Here is a 20,164-nt window from a genome sequence, read left to right as displayed (position 1 = left end):
CCGTCGGCCCCGGCCGACGGCCGACCACGCAGCGGGGCCAGCCCCACAGGCGGGGGGCGATGCCGTGAACCCTCCGGGTTTTTCTGCCCCCCCCCCGGGGGGGGGGAGAGGGGAGGGCGCCGCCCACCGGGAAGGGCTTCTGGGGCCGCGCCGTTTTCCTTTCGCCGGCCGGCTCAGTGCTCGTCGGCCAGGATCAGGTAGAGCTTCTTGCGGGCGTCGTTGATGACCGCGAGGGCCTTCTCGCGCTGCTCGGCCGAGCCGGTCTTGAAGACCTGGCCGAAGGCTTCGAACAGGCCGATTCCGGCCGTCCGGACCTCGTGCATCGCCTCGAAGTCGAACCCGCGCCCGGCCTCGGCCCAGGGGGCCTCCGAGGCCGACTCGGCCTCGGTGCGGCCGGCGTCGGTGAGCGTGAACAGCTTCTTGCCGCCCTCGCTCTCGCTGGTGATGTGCCCCTCGTCCTCGAGCAGCTGCAGGGTCGGGTAGACCGAGCCCGGGCTGGGCTTCCAGGCCCCGCCGCTGCGCTCGCCGATCTCCTGGATCATCTCGTAGCCGTGCATCGGCCGGTCCTTGAGCAGCGCCAGGATCGAGGCGCGCACATCTCCCCGCCGGGCCCGCCCGCGCGGTCCGCCGCGTCCGCCGCGGCCGCCGAAGGGGCCGCCGCCGAAGGGCGGTCCGAACGGGCCGAAGGCGCCGCGCCGTCCCTGGAACTCCTCCCGACGATCGGGCCCGCAGTGGCCGTGGCCCCGTCCGTGCTCGTGTTCGTGCTGTCCGTGTGAACGCATGACTGCGCTCCTTTCGTCTTCCGGTCTCTCGCTATCGCTCCTGCGATACGTCAACTATCGCCGAGCCATCGCGATGCGTCAACGATATATCGGAAACTAATAACGAACACGCCCCTGACCAGGCCGGCCGCGCACCGCTCCCCGGCTCCGGCCGAGAGGGGGCCAGTCGTCGCGCATTGGCCTTTGCCGACGATCGAGAACCGGCCCTACGGTCGCTCCATGCGCCTGCGAATCGTCGATGCCTTCACCGACCGCCCCTTCCGCGGCAACCCCGCCGGGGTCCTGCTCCTCGACGGGGAGTTCCCACCGGACGCCTGGCTCCAGCAGGTCGCCACCGAGGTCAACCTCTCCGAGACCGCGTTCGCCCACCCGCTGCCGGCCGGCGGGGACGCCGACTGGGCCCTGCGCTGGTTCACCCCGTCCGCGGAAGTCGACATGTGCGGCCACGCCACGCTGGCCACGGCGCACGTGATCGCGACGAGCGGCCTGGCCACGGGCCTGATCCGGTTCTCCGCCCGGTGCGGCATCCTCACGGCCGCGACCGCCGAGGACGGCACGATCACCATGGACTTCCCGACGTCCTCCCTGACACCGGTCGACGCGGACCCCGCCGTACGCAGCGCCCTGGGCGCCGAGATCCGGTCCGTCCACGACACGTCCGAGCACATCGGCGACCTGGTCGTCGAGCTGGCGGACGAGCGGGCCGTCCGCGAGCTCACCCCCGACATCGCCGCCCTGCGCGGCTACTCCCGCCGCGGGGTGATCGTCACCGCGGCCGCCGAGGACCCTTCCCGCGGGTACGACTTCGTCTCCCGCGGCTTCTTCCCGGCCTTCGGGATCGACGAGGACCCGGTCACCGGCAGCGCCCACACCGCCCTCGCCCCGTTCTGGTCCGCCCGCCTGGGCCGCACCTCGCTCGTCGGACTCCAGGGCGGCGCGCGCACCGGCCTCGTCCGGGTCCGCCTGGCCGGCGACCGTACGCTCCTCACGGGCCACGCGGTCACGGTCGTCGACGGCGAACTGCTCGCCCGCCCCTGACCGGCGAAGGGCCTGACGGAGGCCTACGGCGTCGGCAGCCAGCCCACCTTGCCCGCGAGCAGGGCGTACCCGCCGAAGGCCACGATGTCGAGCAGCGCGTGCGCGACGACGAGCGGCATCACCCGGCCCCAGCGGCGGTAGGCGAGGACGAAGACGACGCCCATCACCATGTTGCCGATGAACCCGCCGATGCCCTGGTAGAGGTGGTACGAACCGCGCAGCACCGAGCTGGCCAGCAGCGCGGCCGTCGGCGACCAGCCCAGCTGGTCGAGCCGGCGCAGCAGGTACGCCAGCACGATGACCTCCTCCACCACGGAGTTCTGCACCGCGGAGAGGATCAGTACGGGGAACTTCCACCACACATCGGGCAGCGCCTCCGGCACCACCGTCAGGTTGAACCCGCCGGCCCGCGCCCCCAGGTAGAAGGCCAGCCCGGCGCTGCCGATCCCGGCCGCCACGAGGGCTCCGCGCCCCAGGTCCCAACCGGGCCGGGTCCGGTCGAAGCCCAGCACGCGCAGCCCCGGCACGCCCTCCCGGGTCAGCAGGTGGGCGACCAGCAGCACCGGCACCAGGGCGGTGCCGATGCCGAACAGCTGCCAGGCCAAGTCCAGCCACGGCCGGCCGGGGGCGTACGAGCCGTTCAGCGTGGCGGCCTGGTCCTTGAGGCCCCCCGGCTTGGTGAGCGATCCGATGAAGCTGATCAGCGAGGAGACGGCGCTCGCCCCCAGCGACAGCGCCAGCACGAGCAGCATCTCGGTGCGCAGCATGGCGCGCCCGTCCTCGTGCAACGCCTTGACCACCGGCTCCGGCTCCGCCCGCACGTCCGACTCCGTCCCGCCGTTCCGCTTCCGTCCACCCCATACTGCCTCGTCGGCAGGGGAAGGGGATCACCGGACCCGGAAGGTGCTCAGGGCGGCCGGTTCAGCGCCGGACCGGCACCGGGGCGCTCACCTCCTCGTCCACCAGGCCGACGGGCCAGGTGTGCACGGGATCGCCCTTGTGCATCAGCTCGCTGTAGCGCCGGGTGATCGCGGCCAGCGCCGCGTCCCGTTCCATCCCGGATGCGAGCGCCCGGTGGTAGGTGTCCACCTGCCAGGTCGCTCCGTTGACCCGCCGCTGGCAGCGCTCCTCGATGATGCCGAGGTAGTGGTCGCGGTCGGCGGGCTCGATGCCCCAGGCGTCCAGCCCGGCCGCCGCCATCGGCAGCAGTTCGTCCAGGACCAGCCGTACGGCGGACACACTGGCCAGCCCGCCGTTGCGGCCGCGGCGCGGCCAGCGCAGCCGCGCGTCGATCCCGTACCGGCAGGCCGCGTCGAAGTTGGCCTCCGCCTCGGCGAAGGGCAGCCGGGTCCACACCGGCCGCTGCTCGTCGGCGAGCGTGCGGACGAGCCCGTAGTAGAAGGCGGCGTTCGCCACCACGTCGGCGACCGTCGGCCCGGCCGGCAGCACCCGGTTCTCCACCCGCAGGTGCGGCACCCCGTCGGCGACCCCGTACACGGGCCGGTTCCACCGGTACACCGTGCCGTTGTGCAGGACCAGCTCCTGCAGGCTCGGCACCCCGCCCTCGGCGAGCACGCGCAGCGGCTCCTCCTCGTCGCAGATGGGCAGCAGGGCCGGGAAGTAGCGGACGTTCTCCGCGAAGAGCTCGTACGCCGACTCCACCCAGCGCTCCCCGAACCAGGTCCGCGGCCGCACCCCCTGGGCCTGGAGCTCGGGCGGCCGGGTGTCGGTGGCCTGGGTGAACAGCGGCGGCCGCGACTCCCGCCACAGCTCACGCCCGAACAGGAACGGGGAGTTGGCGCCGACGGCTATCTGCACGGCGGTCACCGCCTGCGCCGCGTTCCACACGTCGGCGAACCGGCCCGGCGTCACCTGCAGGTGCAGCTGTACGGAGGTGCAGGCGGCCTCCGGGACGATCGACCCGGTGCTCCACGTGAGGCGCTCGACCCCGTCGATGTCGAGCATGAAGTCCTCACCGCGCATCATCAGGATCTGCTCGTTCAGCAGCGAGTAGCGGTCCACCGCCGAGAGGTTGGCGGTGACCAGGTCGGAGCGGGTGATCGTCGGCAGGATGCCGATCATCACCACCCCGGCGTCGATCGCCGCGGCCTGCCGGTGGGCATAGCCGAGCCCCGCACTCAGTTCCTCGGCGAGCTGGTCGAATACGCGGCCGCCGAGCCGGTGGGGAAGGACGTTCACCTCCAGGTTGAACATTCCGAGTTCGGTCTGGAAATCCTGGCTCGCTATCCGCTCCAGAACCTGGGCATTCACCATTCTCGGCAACCCGTCGGCACCCGCCAGATTCAGCTCGATCTCCAGCCCCATCATGTTCTTGGGCCGATCGAACCTCTTCTCTGCCAGAAGCCGCTCCAGCCCCTCCAGGCACTCGTGAAGCTTCCTCCGATACCTCTGCCGATCGGACAGGTCGAATCCGCCCGCCACGACCTTCTCCCCCATCGAAGCGTCCCTCCTCGAGTGGGCCTGGTCCGTGCCACCCAGGCGCGCGTGTACGGTCGATGATGCCCCGGCGGCGTGATCCATAACGCCGAGGGGGCGTGCGTGGCGGGGAGCGCGCGCCGGTTTGGCCGAAGGGCGCTATGGCACATTCACTTGGCAAGACACCGTATGCAAATTCCGCATGCGTTTTGCCGGTTCCACATAATGGGCGCTTTCCAGCCGAGCCCCTGTCCGGTAACCTCCGAGGTCAGCGCGACTTGTTCGCGCGCAACCGGCATGAATGCCATGTCAGCGGGACCGGTAAGCGCCTTGTCGGCAATAGGCGGGACAGCTAGCCGAAACACTGCGTGAACACATGTCGTATAAACTCCGCAAACGAGGCAGAGAGTTGGCGCGCGGCCATTGCCCCTCAGCCCCCCTCTGGCCCCAGAATGCGACAGCGCCGTCCGCACCTGCCCCGATCCACAGGTCTCCCAAGTGAGAGGCGACCCACCATGCCGCTGCATGTCCCTCCGGCTCCCGCGCCCGCCCTGCGCAGCGTCCTCGCGGCACTCGGTTCCCCCACCGCCGTCCACGAGGCGCACACTCCGGCCCTGCGCGCGCTGCAGGGCCCGATGACCGCCGAACTGCCGCTTCCGGTCCACGTCCTCGACCGGTTGAACATCTCGGAGCTGGCCGCGGGGGGCCGTCCGCCCCGCACCCGGCTGACCGCCTGGCGGTTCCTGATCCGCAGCGGCGACCGCTACGTCGCCGCCGCGGACACCCGGCTGACGCCGGACGGCTGGGCGTTCTCCCATTTCTTCGAGGGCCCCTATGTCGCGGCCACCGAACGGGCCCTGCGCCAGGCGGAATCGCTCGGCAAGAGCTACCAGCCGCGGCTGCTCTCCGTACCGGAGCTGTACATGCTGACGCTCTGGCTGCACGGGGCGGTCGGCGCCGATGCCTCCGCCGGGCTGCCGGCCGCCGCGGATCTGCTGGTGCCGCTGGCGCCGGCTCCGCCCGGCATCGCCGCGTACCGGCCGCATCCGGTGTCCGAGCTGCTGCCCGTGATGACCCACCGGCTCGCTCCGCCGAGTCCGCCTCTCCCGCCGTCACTGGCCGCGCCGGCTGCCTGAGCTGGCCCGTTCGGGGCTGGTGACCCGAACGACCCATTCGGTCTAGCCCACTCGGGTCACCTGCGAACCACCCGAAATGACAGGGGAGTTGAGCTGAACCGCCCGCACGAGTGATGCGTCATCAATCTATGAGGACAGCTGCCGGAAATCCCTGCGGACTCAAGTCCGGAGGGGAACACTGGGACCCTGACCAAACCAAGACGTTGATACGGGGGGCGGCCATGAACAACGCATCGAGCCGCAGCACACAGACCACATCGCAGCGAAAGAACGCATCCATGTGCCAGCACCAGCCAGCGTGCCCGTCAGCAGACTCCGCCGACCGGGAGGCCGCCAAGCCCGTGGCCAACCACCCGGAACAGGGCTGGAGCCTGCTGTGCAACGGCGTCCTGCTCTTCGAGGACACCGGTGAGCTGCTGCCGGACGGCCAGATCATCGCCCCGCACCGCCCGCTGGCGGCGGCGCAGGTGATGAAAGCGGCCTAGTCCGACGACAGCACGGAGTGAACGGAACGGAACAGAACGCAGAAGGGCCGGCCCGGGAATGATTCTCCCGGACCGGCCCTTCGTCATGCGGTCATGTCATACGAATATGTCATGTCACCGAACGGACACGGCGTCGTAGTGCCGTACGGCTCAGTTGTCGTACTCGTCCAGCGGCGGGCAGGAGCACACCAGGTTGCGGTCGCCGAAGGCACCGTCGATGCGGCGTACCGGCGGCCAGTACTTCTCCGCCGCCGTGACCCCGCCCGGGAAGACGGCCTCGTCACGGCTGTACGGGTGGTTCCACTCGCCGCCCAGCGCCGCCGCCGTGTGCGGGGAGTTGGCCAGCGGGTTGTCGTCCACCGGCCACTCGCCGCCCGCGACCCGCTCGATCTCGGCGCGGATGGCGATCATCGCGTCGCAGAAGCGGTCGATCTCGGCGAGGTCCTCGGACTCCGTCGGCTCGATCATCAGCGTGCCGGCGACCGGGAAGGACATGGTCGGCGCGTGGAAGCCGTAGTCGATGAGGCGCTTGGCGATGTCGTCCACGCTGACGCCCGTCGCCTTCGACAGCGGGCGCAGGTCGATGATGCACTCGTGCGCGACCAGGTTGCCCGGGCCGGTGTAGAGCACCGGGTAGTGCGGCTCCAGGCGCTTGGCGATGTAGTTCGCGCCCAGCACCGCCACCTGGGTGGCGCGCTTGAGGCCCTCGCCGCCCATGAGGCGCACGTACGACCAGGAGATCGGCAGGATGCCGGCCGAGCCCCACGGCGCCGCCGAGATCGGGCCGACGCCCGTCTCCGGGCCCGCGGTCGGCTGGAGCGGGTGGTTCGGCAGGTACGGGGCCAGGTGCGCCCGGACACCGACCGGGCCAACGCCCGGACCGCCGCCGCCGTGCGGGATGCAGAAGGTCTTGTGCAGGTTCAGGTGCGAGACGTCGCCGCCGAAGTGACCCGGCTTGGCCAGGCCCACCAGGGCGTTGAGGTTGGCGCCGTCCACGTAGACCTGGCCGCCGGCGTCGTGCACCTGGGCGCAGATGTCGGCGACGTGCTCCTCGAACACACCGTGCGTCGAGGGGTACGTGATCATCAGCACGGCGAGCTCGTCGCGGTACTGCTCGATCTTGGCGCGCAGGTCGGCCGCGTCCACCTCGCCGTCGTCGGCGGTCTTGACGACGACGACCTTCATGCCGGCCATCACGGCGCTGGCGGCGTTGGTGCCGTGCGCGGAGGACGGGATGAGGCAGACGGTGCGCTGCTCGTCTCCGTTCGCCCGGTGGTAGGCCCGGACGGCCAGCAGGCCGGCGAGCTCACCCTGGGAGCCGGCGTTCGGCTGGATGGAGACCTTGTCGTAGCCGGTGACCTCGCAGAGACGTTCCTCCAGCTCGGAGATGAGCGTGAGGTACCCCTCGGCCTGCTCGACCGGGGCGAAGGGGTGCAGCTGGCCGAATTCCGGCCAGGTGACCGACTCCATCTCGGTGGTCGCGTTGAGCTTCATGGTGCAGGAGCCCAGCGGGATCATGCCGCGGTCCAGCGCGTAGTCCTTGTCCGCCAGCTTGCGCAGGTAGCGCAGCATCGCGGTCTCGCTGCGGTGCTGGTGGAAGACCGGGTGCGCCAGGTAGTCGTCCGAGCGCAGCAGGCCCTCGGGCAGCGCCTCGGCGGTGGTCTCGTCGAGGGCCTCGATGTCGGCGCTCACGCCGAAGGCGGCCCAGACGGCCTCTACGTCGGCGCGCAGGGTCGTCTCGTCGCAGGAGAGGGAGACGAGGTCGGCGTCGACCTGGTACAGGTTGACCCCGCCCTCGCGGGCCGCGGCGACGACCTCGGCGGCCTTGCCGGGCACCCGGGCGGTCAGGGTGTCGAAGTACGAACCGTGCACGAGCTCGACCCCGCCGGCCGTCAGACCGGCCGCGAGCAGGGCCGCGTAGCGGTGGGTACGGCGGGCGATCGTCCGCAGGCCGTCCGGACCGTGGTAGACGGCGTACATGCCGGCCATGACGGCGAGCAGCACCTGCGCGGTGCAGATGTTGCTGGTGGCCTTCTCGCGGCGGATGTGCTGCTCACGGGTCTGCAGCGCCAGACGGTAGGCCTTGTTGCCGTCCGCGTCCACGGAGACGCCGACGAGGCGGCCCGGCAGCGAGCGGGCGTGCTTGTCCTGGACGGCCATGTAGCCGGCGTGCGGACCGCCGAAGCCCATCGGGACGCCGAAGCGCTGGGTGGTGCCGACCGCGATGTCCGCGCCGAGGGCACCCGGCGAGGTCAGCAGGGTCAGGGCGAGCAGGTCGGCGGCGACGGCGACGATCGCGCCGAGGCCGTGCGCCTGGTCGATGACCGGCTTGATGTCCCGTACGGCACCGGAGGCGCCCGGGTACTGGAGGAGCACACCGTAGACGCCGCGCTCCGCGACCTCGGCAGGGATGCCCTCGGACAGGTCGGCGACGACGATCTCGATGCCGATCGGCTCGGCGCGGGTCTCGATCACGGCGATCGTCTGCGGCAGCGCGTCGGCGTCGACGAGGAAGATGTTCCCCTTGGACTTGCCCACGCGGCGGGCCAGCGTCATGGCCTCGGCGGCCGCGGTGCCCTCGTCGAGCAGGGAGGCACCGGAGGTCGGCAGGCCCGTGAGGTCCGCGACGACGGTCTGGAAGTTCAGGAGCGCCTCGAGGCGGCCCTGCGAGATCTCGGGCTGGTAGGGCGTGTACGCCGTGTACCAGGCCGGGTTCTCCATCACGTTGCGCAGGATCACCGGCGGGGTGAAGGTCCCGTAGTAGCCGAGGCCGATCATCGGCGTCAGGACCTGGTTGCGGTCGGCGAGCGAACGCAGCTCGGCCAGCACCTCGGCCTCGGTCAGCGCCTCGGGCAGGTTCAGCGCCTCGGCGCTCTTGATCACATCCGGTACCGCGGCGGCGGTCAGTTCGTCCAGCGAGCCGTAGCCCACGTGGGCGAGCATCTTCGCCTGCGCCTCGGCATCCGGGCCGATGTGGCGCTGCTCGAAGGGGATCCCTCGCTCAAGCTGGGAAAGCGGAATGCGGTTGGCGGTCATGTACGGAGGCCTCCTGGGTCGTACGACCTGCGAGGGGCACCACGGCGCGGGCACCCGGACGGCCTCCCCCTCTGTCATCTCAACCTGAGAGCTTCACCGGAGTCGCGGGGATGGCCCGCGGATTCCGGCTTTCACCGTCGGTGAGGAGGGGAACCGGCACTGCGCACCCGGTACCCGCCCCTGCTTTCCAGAGTGGCCTCGTCACGTGCGGTACGTATGCCTGAGAGATTCCGGGGAGGATTTGCTCCTTCGGCGCCTCCGTCATGCTCACTCGGAGGACTCTCCCGCACAGGGTCAACAGCCGTCACCCAGCCTACCAGCGACGTTCTGGGACCTCCCTCGAGTGGCCCCCACCCCGGAAATGCACTTTTGTAGTCGTTACGGAGGAGTTGCGACCATATGGAGGGACCGTGCAGACCGACATCGATCCGCGCAGCCTGATCGGCCGCAAGGCGTTCGACCGCAACGGAACCAAGATCGGCACCGTCGACGAGGTCTACCTCGACGATGCCACGGGCGTGCCCGAGTGGGCCGCCGTCCGGACGGGCCTGTTCAGCCGGGACGCGTTCGTCCCGCTGGAACCGAGCGAGGTGGTCGACGACACCCTGCGGGTCCCCTTCGAACGCTCCCTGATCAAGGAAGCCCCGGACTTCGGCGTCGGCCGCCACCTCTCCCCCGAACAGGAGCTGCAGCTCTACCACCACTACGGACTGGACGTCTCCCTCCCGTCGGACATCCAGCGCGACTTCGGCCGCCTGGCGAACGGGGACGAAACCCCCTAGCCCTCTTCCGGTACGGGTGCCCCCACCGCGGGTTCCCCTACGAGGGGCAGCGGATCGGACGGCTCCAGCTCGGGGTCGTCCACCCGGAAGGTGCGCACCCGGCCCGGTGGAGATCCGGGCTGCTCGAACCGCACGGTCACCCTCCCGACCCCGCTGCCCTGCACCCACCCCGGCCCGTACACGGCGTGCCGTACGTCGCTCCCGGCCGCCCAGCGGCGTTCCCGGGCGGGCCCCGCCTCCCCGTCCGGCTCCGCGCCTTCGGGGGCCCCTGCGGGCCCACCAGGCCCTGCCGGACCAGCAAGGCCACCGGACCCGCCCGTCCCTCCGATCCCGCCCGTCCCTCCGGGCTCCGCAGCCCTGTCCTGCTCGGCGGCCACGTCCTCGCCCGCCGCGGCAGCCTCCGCAGCGGCTTCAGCAGCCGCCTCCGCCGCCATGGACTGCGCGAACAGGTCCTCCTGGGTGTAGTCCGCCAGCCCGGTCACGCCCACGCCCAGCAGCCGCACGCCGCCCGTGGTGTCCACCGCCTCCAGCAGCCGCGCCGCGGCCTCCCGCACCACCGCGGGGTCGTCGGTGGGCCCCCGCAGCGTCTCGGAGCGCGTCAGGGTCGAGAAGTCGTACCGCCGCACCTTCAGCACGATCGTGCGCCCCGAGTGCCCCGAGTCCCGCAGCCGGTGCACACACCGGTCGGCGAGTCTCTGCACCTCGTTCCGGATCCGCACCCGGTCGTGCAGGTCCACGTCGAAGGTGTCCTCGACCGACACGGACTTCGCGTCGCGCTCGGCGACCACCGGCCGGTCGTCCAGCCCCAGCGCCATCCGGTACAGCCCGACCCCGTGCGAGCGCCCGACCATCCGGACCAGCTCGTCCTCGCCGGCCTCGGCCAGCTCCCCCACGGTGGTGATCCCGGCCCGCCGCAGGTGCTCGCCGGTGGCCGGCCCCACCCCCGGCAGGGTCCGTACCGTCATCGGCGCGAGCAGGGCCCGCTCCGTGCCCGGCTCGATCAGCAGCAGCCCGTCCGGCTTGGCCTCCTCCGAGGCCACCTTCGCCAGCATCTTCGACCCCGCAAGCCCCACCGAGGCACTGAGCCCGGTCGCCGCCAAGATCTCCGCCCGCAGCCGCTGCCCCGTCTCCAGGGCGGATTCCGCGTCGAAGGCGGTTCCGCCCGCCTCCAGGTCCACGAAGGCCTCGTCGAGGCTGAGAGGCTCCACGAGCGGCGACAGCTCCCGCAGCAGCGCCATGACCAGGTCACTGACGGCCCGGTACAGGCTGAAGCGCGGGATCAGGCAGGCGCCGTTCGGGCAGAGCCGCCGCGCCTGGGCCATCGGCATCGCCGAGTGCACCCCGAAACGGCGCGCCTCGTAGGAGGCGGTGGCGACCACCCCGCGCGGCCCGAGCCCGCCGACGATGACGGCCTTGCCGCGCAGGCTCGGCTTCGACGCCTGCTCCACGGATGCGTAGAAGGCGTCCATGTCCAGATGCAGGATGGTCGGCGCGGCTCTCACAGCCCCGATGCTGCCCTACGCCACTGACAATCGGCCCGGGCCGGGCCCGGCGCCCGCGCGGCCGGGCCGGGGACCGGACTCAACCGGCCCTGTTGCGCCGGGCGGCCAGCTCGTCCGTCGGGTTGTGGCCGACCACCGTCTCGCCGGTGTCGACGCGCTCGCCGTGCAGCTGCGACAGCGCGTTCTCGACATCGCGCCAGACCACGCCCACGGCGATGCCGAAGATGCCCTGCCCGCCCTGGAGCAGGCTCACGACCTGGTCCGGCGAGGTGCACTCGTACACGGTGGCGCCGTCGCTCATCAGCGTCATGCGCTCGAGGTCCGCGAAGCCGCGGTCCCGCAGGTGCTGGACCGCGGTCCGGATGTTCTGCAGCGCCACACCGGTGTCCAGGAAGCGCTTGACGATCTTGAGGACCACCACGTCCCGGAAGCTGTACAGGCGCTGCGTGCCCGAGCCGTACGCGGGGCGCACCGTGGGCTCCACCAGCCCGGTCCGCGCCCAGTAGTCGAGCTGCCGGTACGTGATGCCCGCCGCGGCGCACGCCGTCGGACCCCGGTACCCGACCTGTTCGGGTGCCGGGTCCGCGCCGGCCGCCGCGACCGTCGCCGCCTCCGGCTGACGGCGCGCGGAACCTGCCGCGCTGCCGTGGAGCGGGTACGGCCCACCGTCACTCCGCACGGGGATGCCCCCGGTCGTACCGTCGCCCGTGACTCTCACGCCGACCCTCCGTCCTTGACCTGCCCCCTCGAAGGTAGGCAGTCACCAGGGGTGCGTCAACGATCGCCACACTCGGCACGCCGAGTGATAATCACCCTGAGAGTGGTTTCCCGTGCCCCATATCGGGGAAAGGCTAACCGAATGGGCTGTCACTCCCCGGGGACGGCACGGCCGACGGATCACTGCGGGCCGGTACCGAAGTCCTCCGGAGAGATCTGGTCGAGGAACTCGCGGAACTTCTCCACCTCGTCCTCCTGCTCGTCCGGAATGGCGATTCCGGCGTCGTCCAGCACGCCGTCGCTCCCGTAGATCGGCGTCCCCGTGCGCAGGGCCAGCGCTATGGCGTCGGAGGGCCGCGCGCTCACCTCGACCCCGCTGGCGAAGACGAGCTCCGCGTAGAAGACGCCCTCCCGCAGATCCGTGATCCGGACCTCGGTGAGCTCCTCGCCGATCGCCTCCAGCACGTCCTTGAACAGGTCGTGCGTCAGCGGCCGGGCAGGGGCCATGCCCTGCTGCGCGAAGGCAATGGCGGTCGCCTCCCCTGGTCCGATCCAGATGGGGAGGTACCGGTCGCCTCCCACTTCACGCAGGAGCACGATCGGTTGGTTGGAGGGCATTTCCACCCGGACACCCACAACGTCGAGCTCGTTCACACAGCAACCCTAGGACCTGCCCGGCAGGTTTGGGTAGTCGGGCCCCCCTCGAAGATCCTCGGGGTCAGTGCAGACGGACCCCGAGAGCCGTCTGCACCAAGGCCTCGTGGAGCCTTACGGAGAGTCCGGCGAGCTCTTTCATCGTGGCCTCGGCATGGGCCCTGGTCTGCGGGTTGCGGTGCCGCCGCAGCGGTGCCACGACCTGCTCCACCAAGCCCGCCTCCCGGTCGGCGGCGGCCTTCATGGCCCGCAGGTGCCGGGGCTCCAGCCCGAACCGGCCCAAATCCGCCACCAGACGGGCCACCGTGACCGCCTCGGCGTCGAACCCGCCGCCCGGAGCCTCGCCGATCAGCCCGTACGACTCCCAGTCGGCGAGCTGCGCCTCGTCCACCTCGGCCGCGGCCATCAGCTCGGCACGGCCCACCCGGGCCGCGGTCGGCCGCTCCCGGCCCACCTCGCCGTAGACGGCGGAAGGACTGCCCGGATCGACGGATTCCCCGTGCGCCGTGGGCGACGGGATACGGATCTGCTCGCCGCGGGCGAGCGCGTCCAGCTGTTCGCGGATGACCTTCAACGGCAGGTAGTGGTCCCGCTGCAGCCGCAGGATGCGGGCCAGCCGCTCGACGTCCTCCGTGCTGAACTTGCGGTATCCGGAAGGTGTGCGCCGGGGCTCGACCAGCCCCTCCGCCTCCAGGAAGCGAATCTTCGAGATCGTGACTTCGGGGAACTCGACGCGCAGCATGGTGAGCACCGTGCCGATGCTCACCAGCCGCCCGGCCGAGCCGACGGTGCCGGCGGTGCCGCTCTTGGGGGCACCGCCGGTCGGGGTACGCAGCATGGGACCTTCCCTCTGGGGATCCCCGGGCCGAGTCCGGGGTGGGGGTCCCCCCAGGCGGAGCCTAGGGGGCGGTCAGACGCCCCGCAGGCTCGCGTAGAAGACCAGCCGGTACTTGCCGATCTGCACCTCGTCGCCGTTGTGCAGGGCGACCGAGTCGATCGGCTCACGGTTGACGTACGTGCCGTTGAGGCTGCCCACGTCGGCGACGGTGAAGCCGCCGTCCTGGCTCCTGCGGAACTCGACATGCCGCCGGGAGACCGTGACGTCGTCCAGGAAGATGTCGCTCTGCGGGTGCCGGCCCGCCGTGGTCAGCTCACCGTCCAACAGGAAGCGGCTGCCGGAGTTGGGTCCGCGCCGCACGATCAGCAGGGCGGAACCCGGAGGCAGAGCTTCCACCGCGGCCTGGGCCTCGGGGGACAGCGAGGACGACACGTGCTGTTGTCCCGACACCTCGGCCTCGTAGGCCTCGAGGCCCGAGATCGAGATGGTGGACGTGGTCTCCGAGGCACGCTCCGGCGTCAGACCCGCCCGCAGCGGCGCGCCACAGTTGGAGCAGAACCGGCTGGCCGCATCGCTACGGTGTCCGCACCTGCTGCAAACCTGCTCGGCCGACATGGACGGCTCCTCGCGCCGCGGCTGCCCCGCGGAGGCATTGGTGGCATACGGGTCGGGGGCAAACCCTCCACCCGAACTTGAGGTTGATGGTTCACCAAAACCTATGCGTCCGGAACCGGCAGGGTCAACAGACGACGCGCCCTGCGCGCCCGAAACATCCCCCGCGCCGGCGACCTCGTCACGGAAGAGCGGCCGGTCGCCCTGCCCTTCCACCTCCCCCTGCCCCGCGCGGTGCTTCGCTGCACCGTCCTCGCGGTTCTTCTTTCCGAACAACTTCTCAAACAACTTCACGGGCGATTCCCCTTGAACGAAACAGACCCGCCCGTGGGGCAGGACGAACTCCGAATGCACACACCTGCCGACCCGGACATTCTCACAACGTCCGTAACCACCAGACAGTTTCCACCACGCAGCACGACTTCAGCGCGCCGACCCCCCGCAGGCACCAGCCCGCGTGAGCCCGTCCGCTCCCCGTCCCGCATCACGACGATGACGACCGAGCGTAGTCAGGCTGCTTCGCAGCCCGCAAGGCATCCACAACGATCTTCGCCGACCGTGTGACGGCGACGGTGGCCTGTTCCTTCTCCAGCGTCTGCACGACACCGCCGGGAATGTTCAGAGCAGGCTCCAGATCCTGCGCCTTGCCGATCACCTTGAACTCATAAGGCTGTGTGATCTTCTTACCGTCGATCCCGATCCCGCCGCCCTCGTCCGAGAAGAACGAGCCCGCCACGATGCGCACACCGTTGATCTGGATCGCCTCGGCCCCGGCCGCCCGCAGCTCCTGGAGGGTGTCCAGCAGCTGGTCCGACTGCACCTGGCCCTTGGGATCGGTGATCTTCAGCGTGATGCCCGGCCCCTGCGCTGCCACCGTACCGGCCAGGATCCCGAGTTGGCGTTCCTTCTCGATCGTCTGCCGCCGGGCCTCCTCGGCCTGGTTGGAGCTGCTCTCCAACTCCTTGCGCTGATCCTCCAGCTGCTGCTTCTCGTCCTCCAGGCGCTTGGTCCGCCCGTCGAGCTCGTCGAGGATCCGTACGAGGTCCTCCTGACGGGCCCCGCGCAGTGCGCTGGAGTCGCTGTTCGACCGCACCTGGATGGCCAGGCCCAGCCCGAGGACGAACAGGAGCAGCGCCACGATCAGTTGGGCCCGGCTCACCCGCGGCGGCCACAGCCCCTCCGCCAGCCGCTGCCGGCCGGTCTGCCCGGGCTCGGCGGCGTTGGCGGCCGCAGCCGCCGCGTCTGCGGTGGTTTGAGTGGGTTCGGGGGGCCGGGCCGGCTGGGCCAGCCCGGCGGGCTGTGCCTCGCGCTGCGCGTCCTGCTCCGGCCGGTCCTGCGGCGGCAGCTCCGAGCCCATCGGCTCCTCGGGCGGATTGTCGTTCGTACTCATCGGCCTCACGCCCGGAACACGTGCCGGCGGATGGCCGCGGCGTTGGAGAAGATGCGGATGCCGAGGACCACGACGACACCGGTCGACAGCTGCGAGCCGACGCCCAGCTTGTCACCGAGGAAGACGATCAGCGCGGCCACGACCACGTTCGACAGGAACGACACCACGAAGACCTTGTCCACGAAGATGCCGTCCAGCATCGCGCGCAGGCCCCCGAACACCGCGTCCAGCGCCGCCACCACGGCGATCGGCAGATACGGCTCGACGACGGCCGGCACTTCGGGCCGGACCAGAAGCCCGACCACCACTCCGGCCACCAGGCCCAGTACCGCGATCACGATGCACCCTTCTTCGGCTCTTCTGCTGTAGCTGAACGTACGGTCAGGCTCGACGCGGCCGGCAGCCGCAGCTCGTCCGCGGGGGACAGGGTGTAGCGGATCCCGTAGTTCTCCTGCAGCGCGTGCAGGTACTGGCCGTCCGGGGAGTCCTGGAACGTGGTCCCGAGCCGCTTCTTGTCCCCCACCGCCAGCACCTCGTACGGCGGTACCAGCGGCCTGTTGTCGACCAGTATCGCGTCACCCGCGGCCCTGATCGCCGACAGCGCCGTCAGCCGCTGCCCGTTGATCGAGATGGCCTCGGCCCCCGACTGCCACAGCCCGTTGACGATCTTCTGCATGTCCCGGTCACGAAGCCTGCCGGTGTCCGAGAACCCGGCGTTCTCGCGCGGCTTGCCACCGCCGCCCGACGAGGAGCCCTTGGCGTCGTCCACGACCAGCTTGACCCCCGGACCCCGGGCCTCCGTGGCACCGGCCAGCAGCGCCACGAGCTGCCCCTGGTCACCGCCGTGCTGCTTGAGCGCCTCGCGCTGGCGGCTCGCGACGTTCGCCCGCAGCCGCTCGATGTCCCGCTCCAGACCGTCCGCGTGCTCGTCGGCTCGCTGCACCCGGTCGATCAGCTCCTGCCGCTCCTTGGCCAGCACCGGCGCGGCTACCCGCGCCTGGGCGGCACCGAGGGTGACGACCATGGCGGCGAGCACGAGCCCGGCGGCGAGCGCCAGCTTGGCCTTGAGGGTGCGCGGCAGCCCCGCCGTACCCTCCGCCTCACGCCGGGCCGACGCCTCCGCGTAGCCCTCGTCGAGACTGTGGTCCATCACGTGCGTCAGCAGCGACATGGATGCGTCCGGGCGCGCGGGAGGCGCCGGCGCCGAACTCCGGTTGTGGGGCGGCTGCGACATGCCGCTCATCGTCGCATGTCGGCGCCGCCCACACCGAATGCGCCCGTCCGGTGGACAGGGAGCAACGCGCTCCGCTCCCGGCCCACCGGACTGCGCTGGTCCGCCACGTGTACGGCTGCGCTCAGTGCCCGGCGCCGTCCACCACGCCCGCCCACTCGTCCAGCAGCGCCTGCGCGGACGCGTCGTCGGGACCTTCGGCCCACAGGTGCGTGACCGCCTCCGCCGGGTCCGGCAGGACCAGCGCCCACCGCCCGTCGGCCTCGACCACCCGCACACCGTCGGTGGTGTCCACCTGCCGGTCCCCGGCCGCCTCCACGACCCGCCGCATCACGAGCCCCTTCACCGCCCACGGGGTCGGTACGTCCCGCTTGAGTACATGGGCTCGCGGTATCCGCGCATCGATCTGACTCAGGGTGAGCTGCGTCCGCGCCACCAGACCGATCAGCTGGACGAAGGCCGCCGACCCGTCGAAGACGCTGCTGAACTCCGGGACGATGTATCCGCCCCGGCCGTCCCCGCCGAAGATCGTGTTCTCCGCCCGGCCCACCCGCGTCAGGTCGTCGGCCGCGGTCGTCGTCCACTCCACCTGCGTCCCGTGGTACGCCGCCACCTGCTCGGCGATACGGGTCGTGGTGACCGGAAGCGCCACCTTGCCGCTGCGCTTCTCCGCGGCCACGAGGTCCAGCAACACGAGCAGCGCCCGGTCGTCCTCGATGATCCGCCCGCGCTCGTCCACCAGGGAGATGCGCTCCCCCACCGGGTCGAACCGCACCCCGAACGCGGCCCGCGCCGAGGCCACGATCTCCCCGAGCCGCACCAGCCCGGCCCGCCGGGACTCCGCGGTCTCCGTCGGCCTGGTCTCGTCGAGCCCCGGATTGATCGTCAGCGCGTCCACGCCGAGCCGGCCCAGCAGGCTCGGCAGGACCAGCCCGGCACTGCCGTTGGAGGCGTCCACGACCACCTTGAGCCCGGAATCGGCGATCCCGGTCGTGTCCACCCGCCGCAGCAGCGAGCCCGTGTACGCGTCGAAGACGCTGCCCGGGAACTGGAGGTCGCCGATCTCCCCCGGGAACGCCCGTCGGTACTCCTGCCGCGCGTACACCCGGTCCAGCTTGCGCTGCTGTTGGAGCGAGAGGTCCGCTCCCCGCTCGTCGAGGAACACGATGTCGACGGAGTCGGGCACCCCGGGCGAGGTCCGCAGGACGATCCCGCCGGCGCTGCCGCGCGCGGTCTGCTGCCGCGCCACGGGCAGCGGTACGTTCTCCAGGTCGCGGACGTTGATCGCGCTGGCCTGCAGCGCCGAGATCACGGCCCGCTTGAGCGCTCTCGCGCCACGGGAGTGGTCTCGGGCCGTGGTGACCGTCGCCCCCTTCTTCAGGGTGGTCGCGTACGCGCCGGCGAGCCGGACCACCAGCTCGGGCGTGATCTCCACGTTCAGGATCCCGGTGACGCCTCGTGTGCCGAAGAGGTGCGCCTGCCCGCGGGACTCCCAGATCACCGACGTGTTGACGAAGGCACCGGCCTCGATCGTCTTGAAGGGGTAGACCCGCACGTTCCCCTGAATGATCGATTCCTCACCGACCAGACACTCGTCACCGATGACGGCCCCGTCCTCGATCCGGGCCGCCCGCATGATGTCGGTGTTCTTGCCGATGACGCAGCCGCGCAGATTGCTGTGCTGCCCGATGTAGACGTTGTCGTGGATGACGGCCCGGTGCAGGAAGGCCCCGCTCTTCACGACGACGTTGGACCCGACGACCGTGTGCTCGCGGATCTCCGCGCCCGCCTCGACCTTGGCGTAGTCACCGATGTACAGCGGCCCGCGGAGCACGGCGTCGGGGCTCACCTCGGCGCCTTCGGCGATCCACACGCCGGGAGAGATCTCGAAGCCGTCCATCTCGACCTGGACCTTGCCCTCGAGTACGTCGGCCTGCGCCTTGACGTAGCTCTCGTGCGTGCCGACGTCCTCCCAGTAGCCCTCGGCCACGTAGCCGTAGATCGGCCGGCCTTCCTTCATCAGCTGCGGGAAGACATCGCCGGACCAGTCCACCGGAACATCCGGGTCCACGTAATTGAAGACCTCGGGCTCCATGACGTAGATACCGGTGTTGACGGTGTCCGAGAACACCTGCCCCCACGTCGGCTTTTCGAGGAAGCGCTCGACCTTTCCTTCCTCGTCCACGATCGTGATGCCGAATTCCAGCGGGTTCGGCACCCGGGTCAGGCACACCGTGACGAGTGCGCCCTTCTGTTTGTGGAAGCGGATGAGGTCGGTGAGGTCGAAGTCGGTGAGTGCATCGCCGGAAATGACGAGGAAAGCATCATCCTTCAAGGCCTCCTCGGCATTCTTCACACTGCCGGCAGTGCCGAGTGGCTTCTCCTCATTGGCATAGGTGAGCTCCATTCCGAGCTCCTCGCCGTCACCGAAGTAGTTCTTGACGAGTGACGCCAAGAACTGGACGGTAACAACGGTCTCGCTGAGCCCATGCCGCTTGAGCAGCCTGAGCACGTGCTCCATGATCGGCCGGTTGGCCACCGGCAGGAGCGGCTTGGGCATGCTCGAGGTCATGGGGCGAAGGCGAGTGCCTTCGCCACCGGCCATCACGACGGCCTTCATGTCGGAAGAGTCCTCCTTGAGAGACGACGTTCTCGCCGACCTCACCCGCCCCGGACGGTGACTCCGCAAATCTTCCGCGTCAGCCGGGCGCCGAGCGAGCTCAATCGGCCGCGGCGTCCGCCTTCACGAGCCGGCGGACTTGCACCACGTAAAGGATTCCTGCCCACCAGTAGAGGGTTGTACCCCATCCGGCGAACGCCCATCCGAAAACTGCCCCCATCCAGGCCAACCAACCCGTACCGTCACTGAGCAACAGCAGGGGGAAGGCGTACATGAGGTTGAAGGTCGCGGCCTTGCCGAGGAAGTTGACCTGCGGCGGCGGATAGCCGTGGCGGCGCAGGATCCAGACCATGACCAGCAGCATCAGCTCACGGGCGATCAGCGCCCCGGTCAGCCACAACGGGAGAATCTCTCGATAGGTCAGGCCGAAGAGCGTGGAGAGGATGTACAGCCGGTCCGCGGCCGGATCCAGCAGCCGGCCGAGGCTGCTGATCTGATTCCAGCGCCGTGCCAGCTTCCCGTCGAGGTAGTCGCTGACCCCGCTGAGCATGAGGACCGCCAAGGCCCAGCCGTCGTGCTCCTCCAGAATCAGCCAGAGGAACACGGGCACGCCGACGAGGCGAGCCATGCTCAGAATGTTCGGAATGGTGAAAATTCGGTCCGTCTGAACCCGAGTCTCCTGGACCTCCACCCGGGGGCCTCCACTGTTGAACGTACGAACGATGCCTCCTGACCCTACAGGAAGCGGCACCGGCCCTGAACGCAGAAAAGCCCCGTACCGGATCCCGGTACGGGGCTTTTCCACAATGATTGTTCGGCGGCGTCCTACTCTCCCACAGGGTCCCCCCTGCAGTACCATCGGCGCTGAAAGGCTTAGCTTCCGGGTTCGGAATGTAACCGGGCGT

Annotated in this window: 18 protein-coding genes, 1 rRNA gene and 1 riboswitch; of the genes, 4 read left to right on the top strand and 15 right to left on the bottom strand. The window is 70.4% G+C overall.

What is annotated here, in order from left to right:
- Positions 1–173 precede the first annotated feature (173 nt).
- Positions 174–782 carry a PadR family transcriptional regulator gene (locus ACZ49B_RS14120; RefSeq protein ID WP_468304931.1) on the bottom strand — a complete coding sequence of 203 codons (609 nt, stop codon included), beginning with the start codon at positions 780–782 and terminating at the stop codon, positions 174–176.
- A gap of 219 nt (positions 783–1,001) precedes the next feature.
- On the opposite strand from ACZ49B_RS14120, the gene ACZ49B_RS14115 reads away from it, so the two are divergent.
- Positions 1,002–1,820, top strand: coding sequence for a PhzF family phenazine biosynthesis protein (locus ACZ49B_RS14115; protein WP_468304929.1), 819 nt, complete (start codon positions 1,002–1,004; stop codon positions 1,818–1,820).
- A 23-nt stretch (positions 1,821–1,843) separates the two neighbouring features.
- Here the strand turns inward: ACZ49B_RS14115 and ACZ49B_RS14110 are convergent, their stop codons facing one another.
- Together ACZ49B_RS14110 and ACZ49B_RS14105 are read right to left on the bottom strand one after the other, a co-directional pair.
- Entirely contained in the window at positions 1,844–2,587 is a 744-nt protein-coding gene (locus ACZ49B_RS14110) for a CPBP family intramembrane glutamic endopeptidase (RefSeq protein WP_468305553.1), read from the bottom strand.
- Positions 2,588–2,741: 154 nt separating this feature from the next.
- Positions 2,742–4,277, bottom strand: a complete 1,536-nt coding sequence (locus ACZ49B_RS14105) for a glutamate-cysteine ligase family protein (RefSeq protein ID WP_468304927.1) — start codon at positions 4,275–4,277, stop codon at positions 2,742–2,744.
- Between the two features lie 494 nt (positions 4,278–4,771).
- Between ACZ49B_RS14105 and ACZ49B_RS14100 the strand changes: the two genes are divergently transcribed.
- Together ACZ49B_RS14100 and ACZ49B_RS14095 are read left to right on the top strand one after the other, a co-directional pair.
- Positions 4,772–5,392 (top strand): hypothetical protein, encoded by a 621-nt coding sequence (locus ACZ49B_RS14100; RefSeq protein ID WP_053789725.1) that lies wholly within the window; start codon positions 4,772–4,774, stop codon positions 5,390–5,392.
- Between the two features lie 278 nt (positions 5,393–5,670).
- Positions 5,671–5,877 (top strand): DUF5999 family protein, encoded by a 207-nt coding sequence (locus ACZ49B_RS14095; RefSeq protein WP_030303831.1) that lies wholly within the window; start codon positions 5,671–5,673, stop codon positions 5,875–5,877.
- Positions 5,878–6,027: 150 nt separating this feature from the next.
- Here the strand turns inward: ACZ49B_RS14095 and gcvP are convergent, their stop codons facing one another.
- Positions 6,028–8,913, bottom strand: a complete 2,886-nt coding sequence (gene gcvP / locus ACZ49B_RS14090; protein WP_468304924.1) for an aminomethyl-transferring glycine dehydrogenase — start codon at positions 8,911–8,913, stop codon at positions 6,028–6,030.
- A gap of 198 nt (positions 8,914–9,111) precedes the next feature.
- Positions 9,112–9,210, bottom strand: a riboswitch (glycine riboswitch).
- A gap of 113 nt (positions 9,211–9,323) precedes the next feature.
- On the opposite strand from gcvP, the gene ACZ49B_RS14085 reads away from it, so the two are divergent.
- The gene (locus ACZ49B_RS14085; RefSeq protein WP_468304921.1) at positions 9,324–9,695 is read left to right on the top strand and encodes a PRC-barrel domain-containing protein; all 372 of its coding nucleotides are present in this window, start codon (positions 9,324–9,326) and stop codon (positions 9,693–9,695) included.
- On the opposite strand, the gene ACZ49B_RS14080 is transcribed toward ACZ49B_RS14085, so the two are convergent.
- The 11 genes from ACZ49B_RS14080 to rrf form a co-directional block, all read right to left on the bottom strand.
- On the bottom strand, positions 9,692–11,197 hold the full coding sequence (locus ACZ49B_RS14080; RefSeq protein ID WP_468304918.1) for a DNA polymerase IV: 1,506 nt from the start codon (positions 11,195–11,197) through the stop codon (positions 9,692–9,694). The two genes, ACZ49B_RS14085 and ACZ49B_RS14080, sit on opposite strands and share 4 nt — an antisense overlap.
- Before the next feature lie 79 nt (positions 11,198–11,276).
- Complete coding sequence (locus tag ACZ49B_RS14075) at positions 11,277–11,915, bottom strand: MerR family transcriptional regulator (protein ID WP_030303838.1); 639 nt, start codon at positions 11,913–11,915, stop codon at positions 11,277–11,279.
- Between the two features lie 179 nt (positions 11,916–12,094).
- The gene (locus tag ACZ49B_RS14070) at positions 12,095–12,568 is read right to left on the bottom strand and encodes a bifunctional nuclease family protein (protein WP_030009777.1); all 474 of its coding nucleotides are present in this window, start codon (positions 12,566–12,568) and stop codon (positions 12,095–12,097) included.
- A gap of 64 nt (positions 12,569–12,632) precedes the next feature.
- Entirely contained in the window at positions 12,633–13,406 is a 774-nt protein-coding gene (gene ftsR / locus ACZ49B_RS14065) for a transcriptional regulator FtsR (RefSeq protein ID WP_468304914.1), read from the bottom strand.
- A 72-nt stretch (positions 13,407–13,478) separates the two neighbouring features.
- On the bottom strand, positions 13,479–14,372 hold the full coding sequence (locus tag ACZ49B_RS14060) for an FHA domain-containing protein (protein WP_468304911.1): 894 nt from the start codon (positions 14,370–14,372) through the stop codon (positions 13,479–13,481).
- 130 nt (positions 14,373–14,502) lie between these two features.
- Positions 14,503–15,408 (bottom strand): DUF881 domain-containing protein, encoded by a 906-nt coding sequence (locus ACZ49B_RS14055; protein ID WP_468304908.1) that lies wholly within the window; start codon positions 15,406–15,408, stop codon positions 14,503–14,505.
- Positions 15,409–15,413: 5 nt separating this feature from the next.
- Positions 15,414–15,746 carry a small basic family protein gene (locus ACZ49B_RS14050; protein ID WP_030158423.1) on the bottom strand — a complete coding sequence of 111 codons (333 nt, stop codon included), beginning with the start codon at positions 15,744–15,746 and terminating at the stop codon, positions 15,414–15,416.
- On the bottom strand, positions 15,743–16,651 hold the full coding sequence (locus ACZ49B_RS14045; protein WP_468304904.1) for a DUF881 domain-containing protein: 909 nt from the start codon (positions 16,649–16,651) through the stop codon (positions 15,743–15,745). The genes ACZ49B_RS14050 and ACZ49B_RS14045 overlap by 4 nt, the downstream gene beginning before the upstream one ends.
- Before the next feature lie 112 nt (positions 16,652–16,763).
- Positions 16,764–19,259 (bottom strand): sugar phosphate nucleotidyltransferase, encoded by a 2,496-nt coding sequence (locus tag ACZ49B_RS14040; protein ID WP_468304901.1) that lies wholly within the window; start codon positions 19,257–19,259, stop codon positions 16,764–16,766.
- Between the two features lie 100 nt (positions 19,260–19,359).
- Positions 19,360–19,950: a CDP-alcohol phosphatidyltransferase family protein gene (locus tag ACZ49B_RS14035; protein ID WP_468304898.1), complete on the bottom strand. Its 591-nt coding sequence runs from the start codon at positions 19,948–19,950 to the stop codon at positions 19,360–19,362.
- Positions 19,951–20,071: 121 nt separating this feature from the next.
- Positions 20,072–20,164 (bottom strand): 5S ribosomal RNA (gene rrf / locus ACZ49B_RS14030); the annotation flags it as partial.

The organism is Streptomyces sp. NPDC031132 (assembly GCF_055570595.1).
The sequence above is the reverse complement of the archived record's forward strand: the minus strand, read 5'-3'. Positions and strand labels throughout refer to the sequence as shown.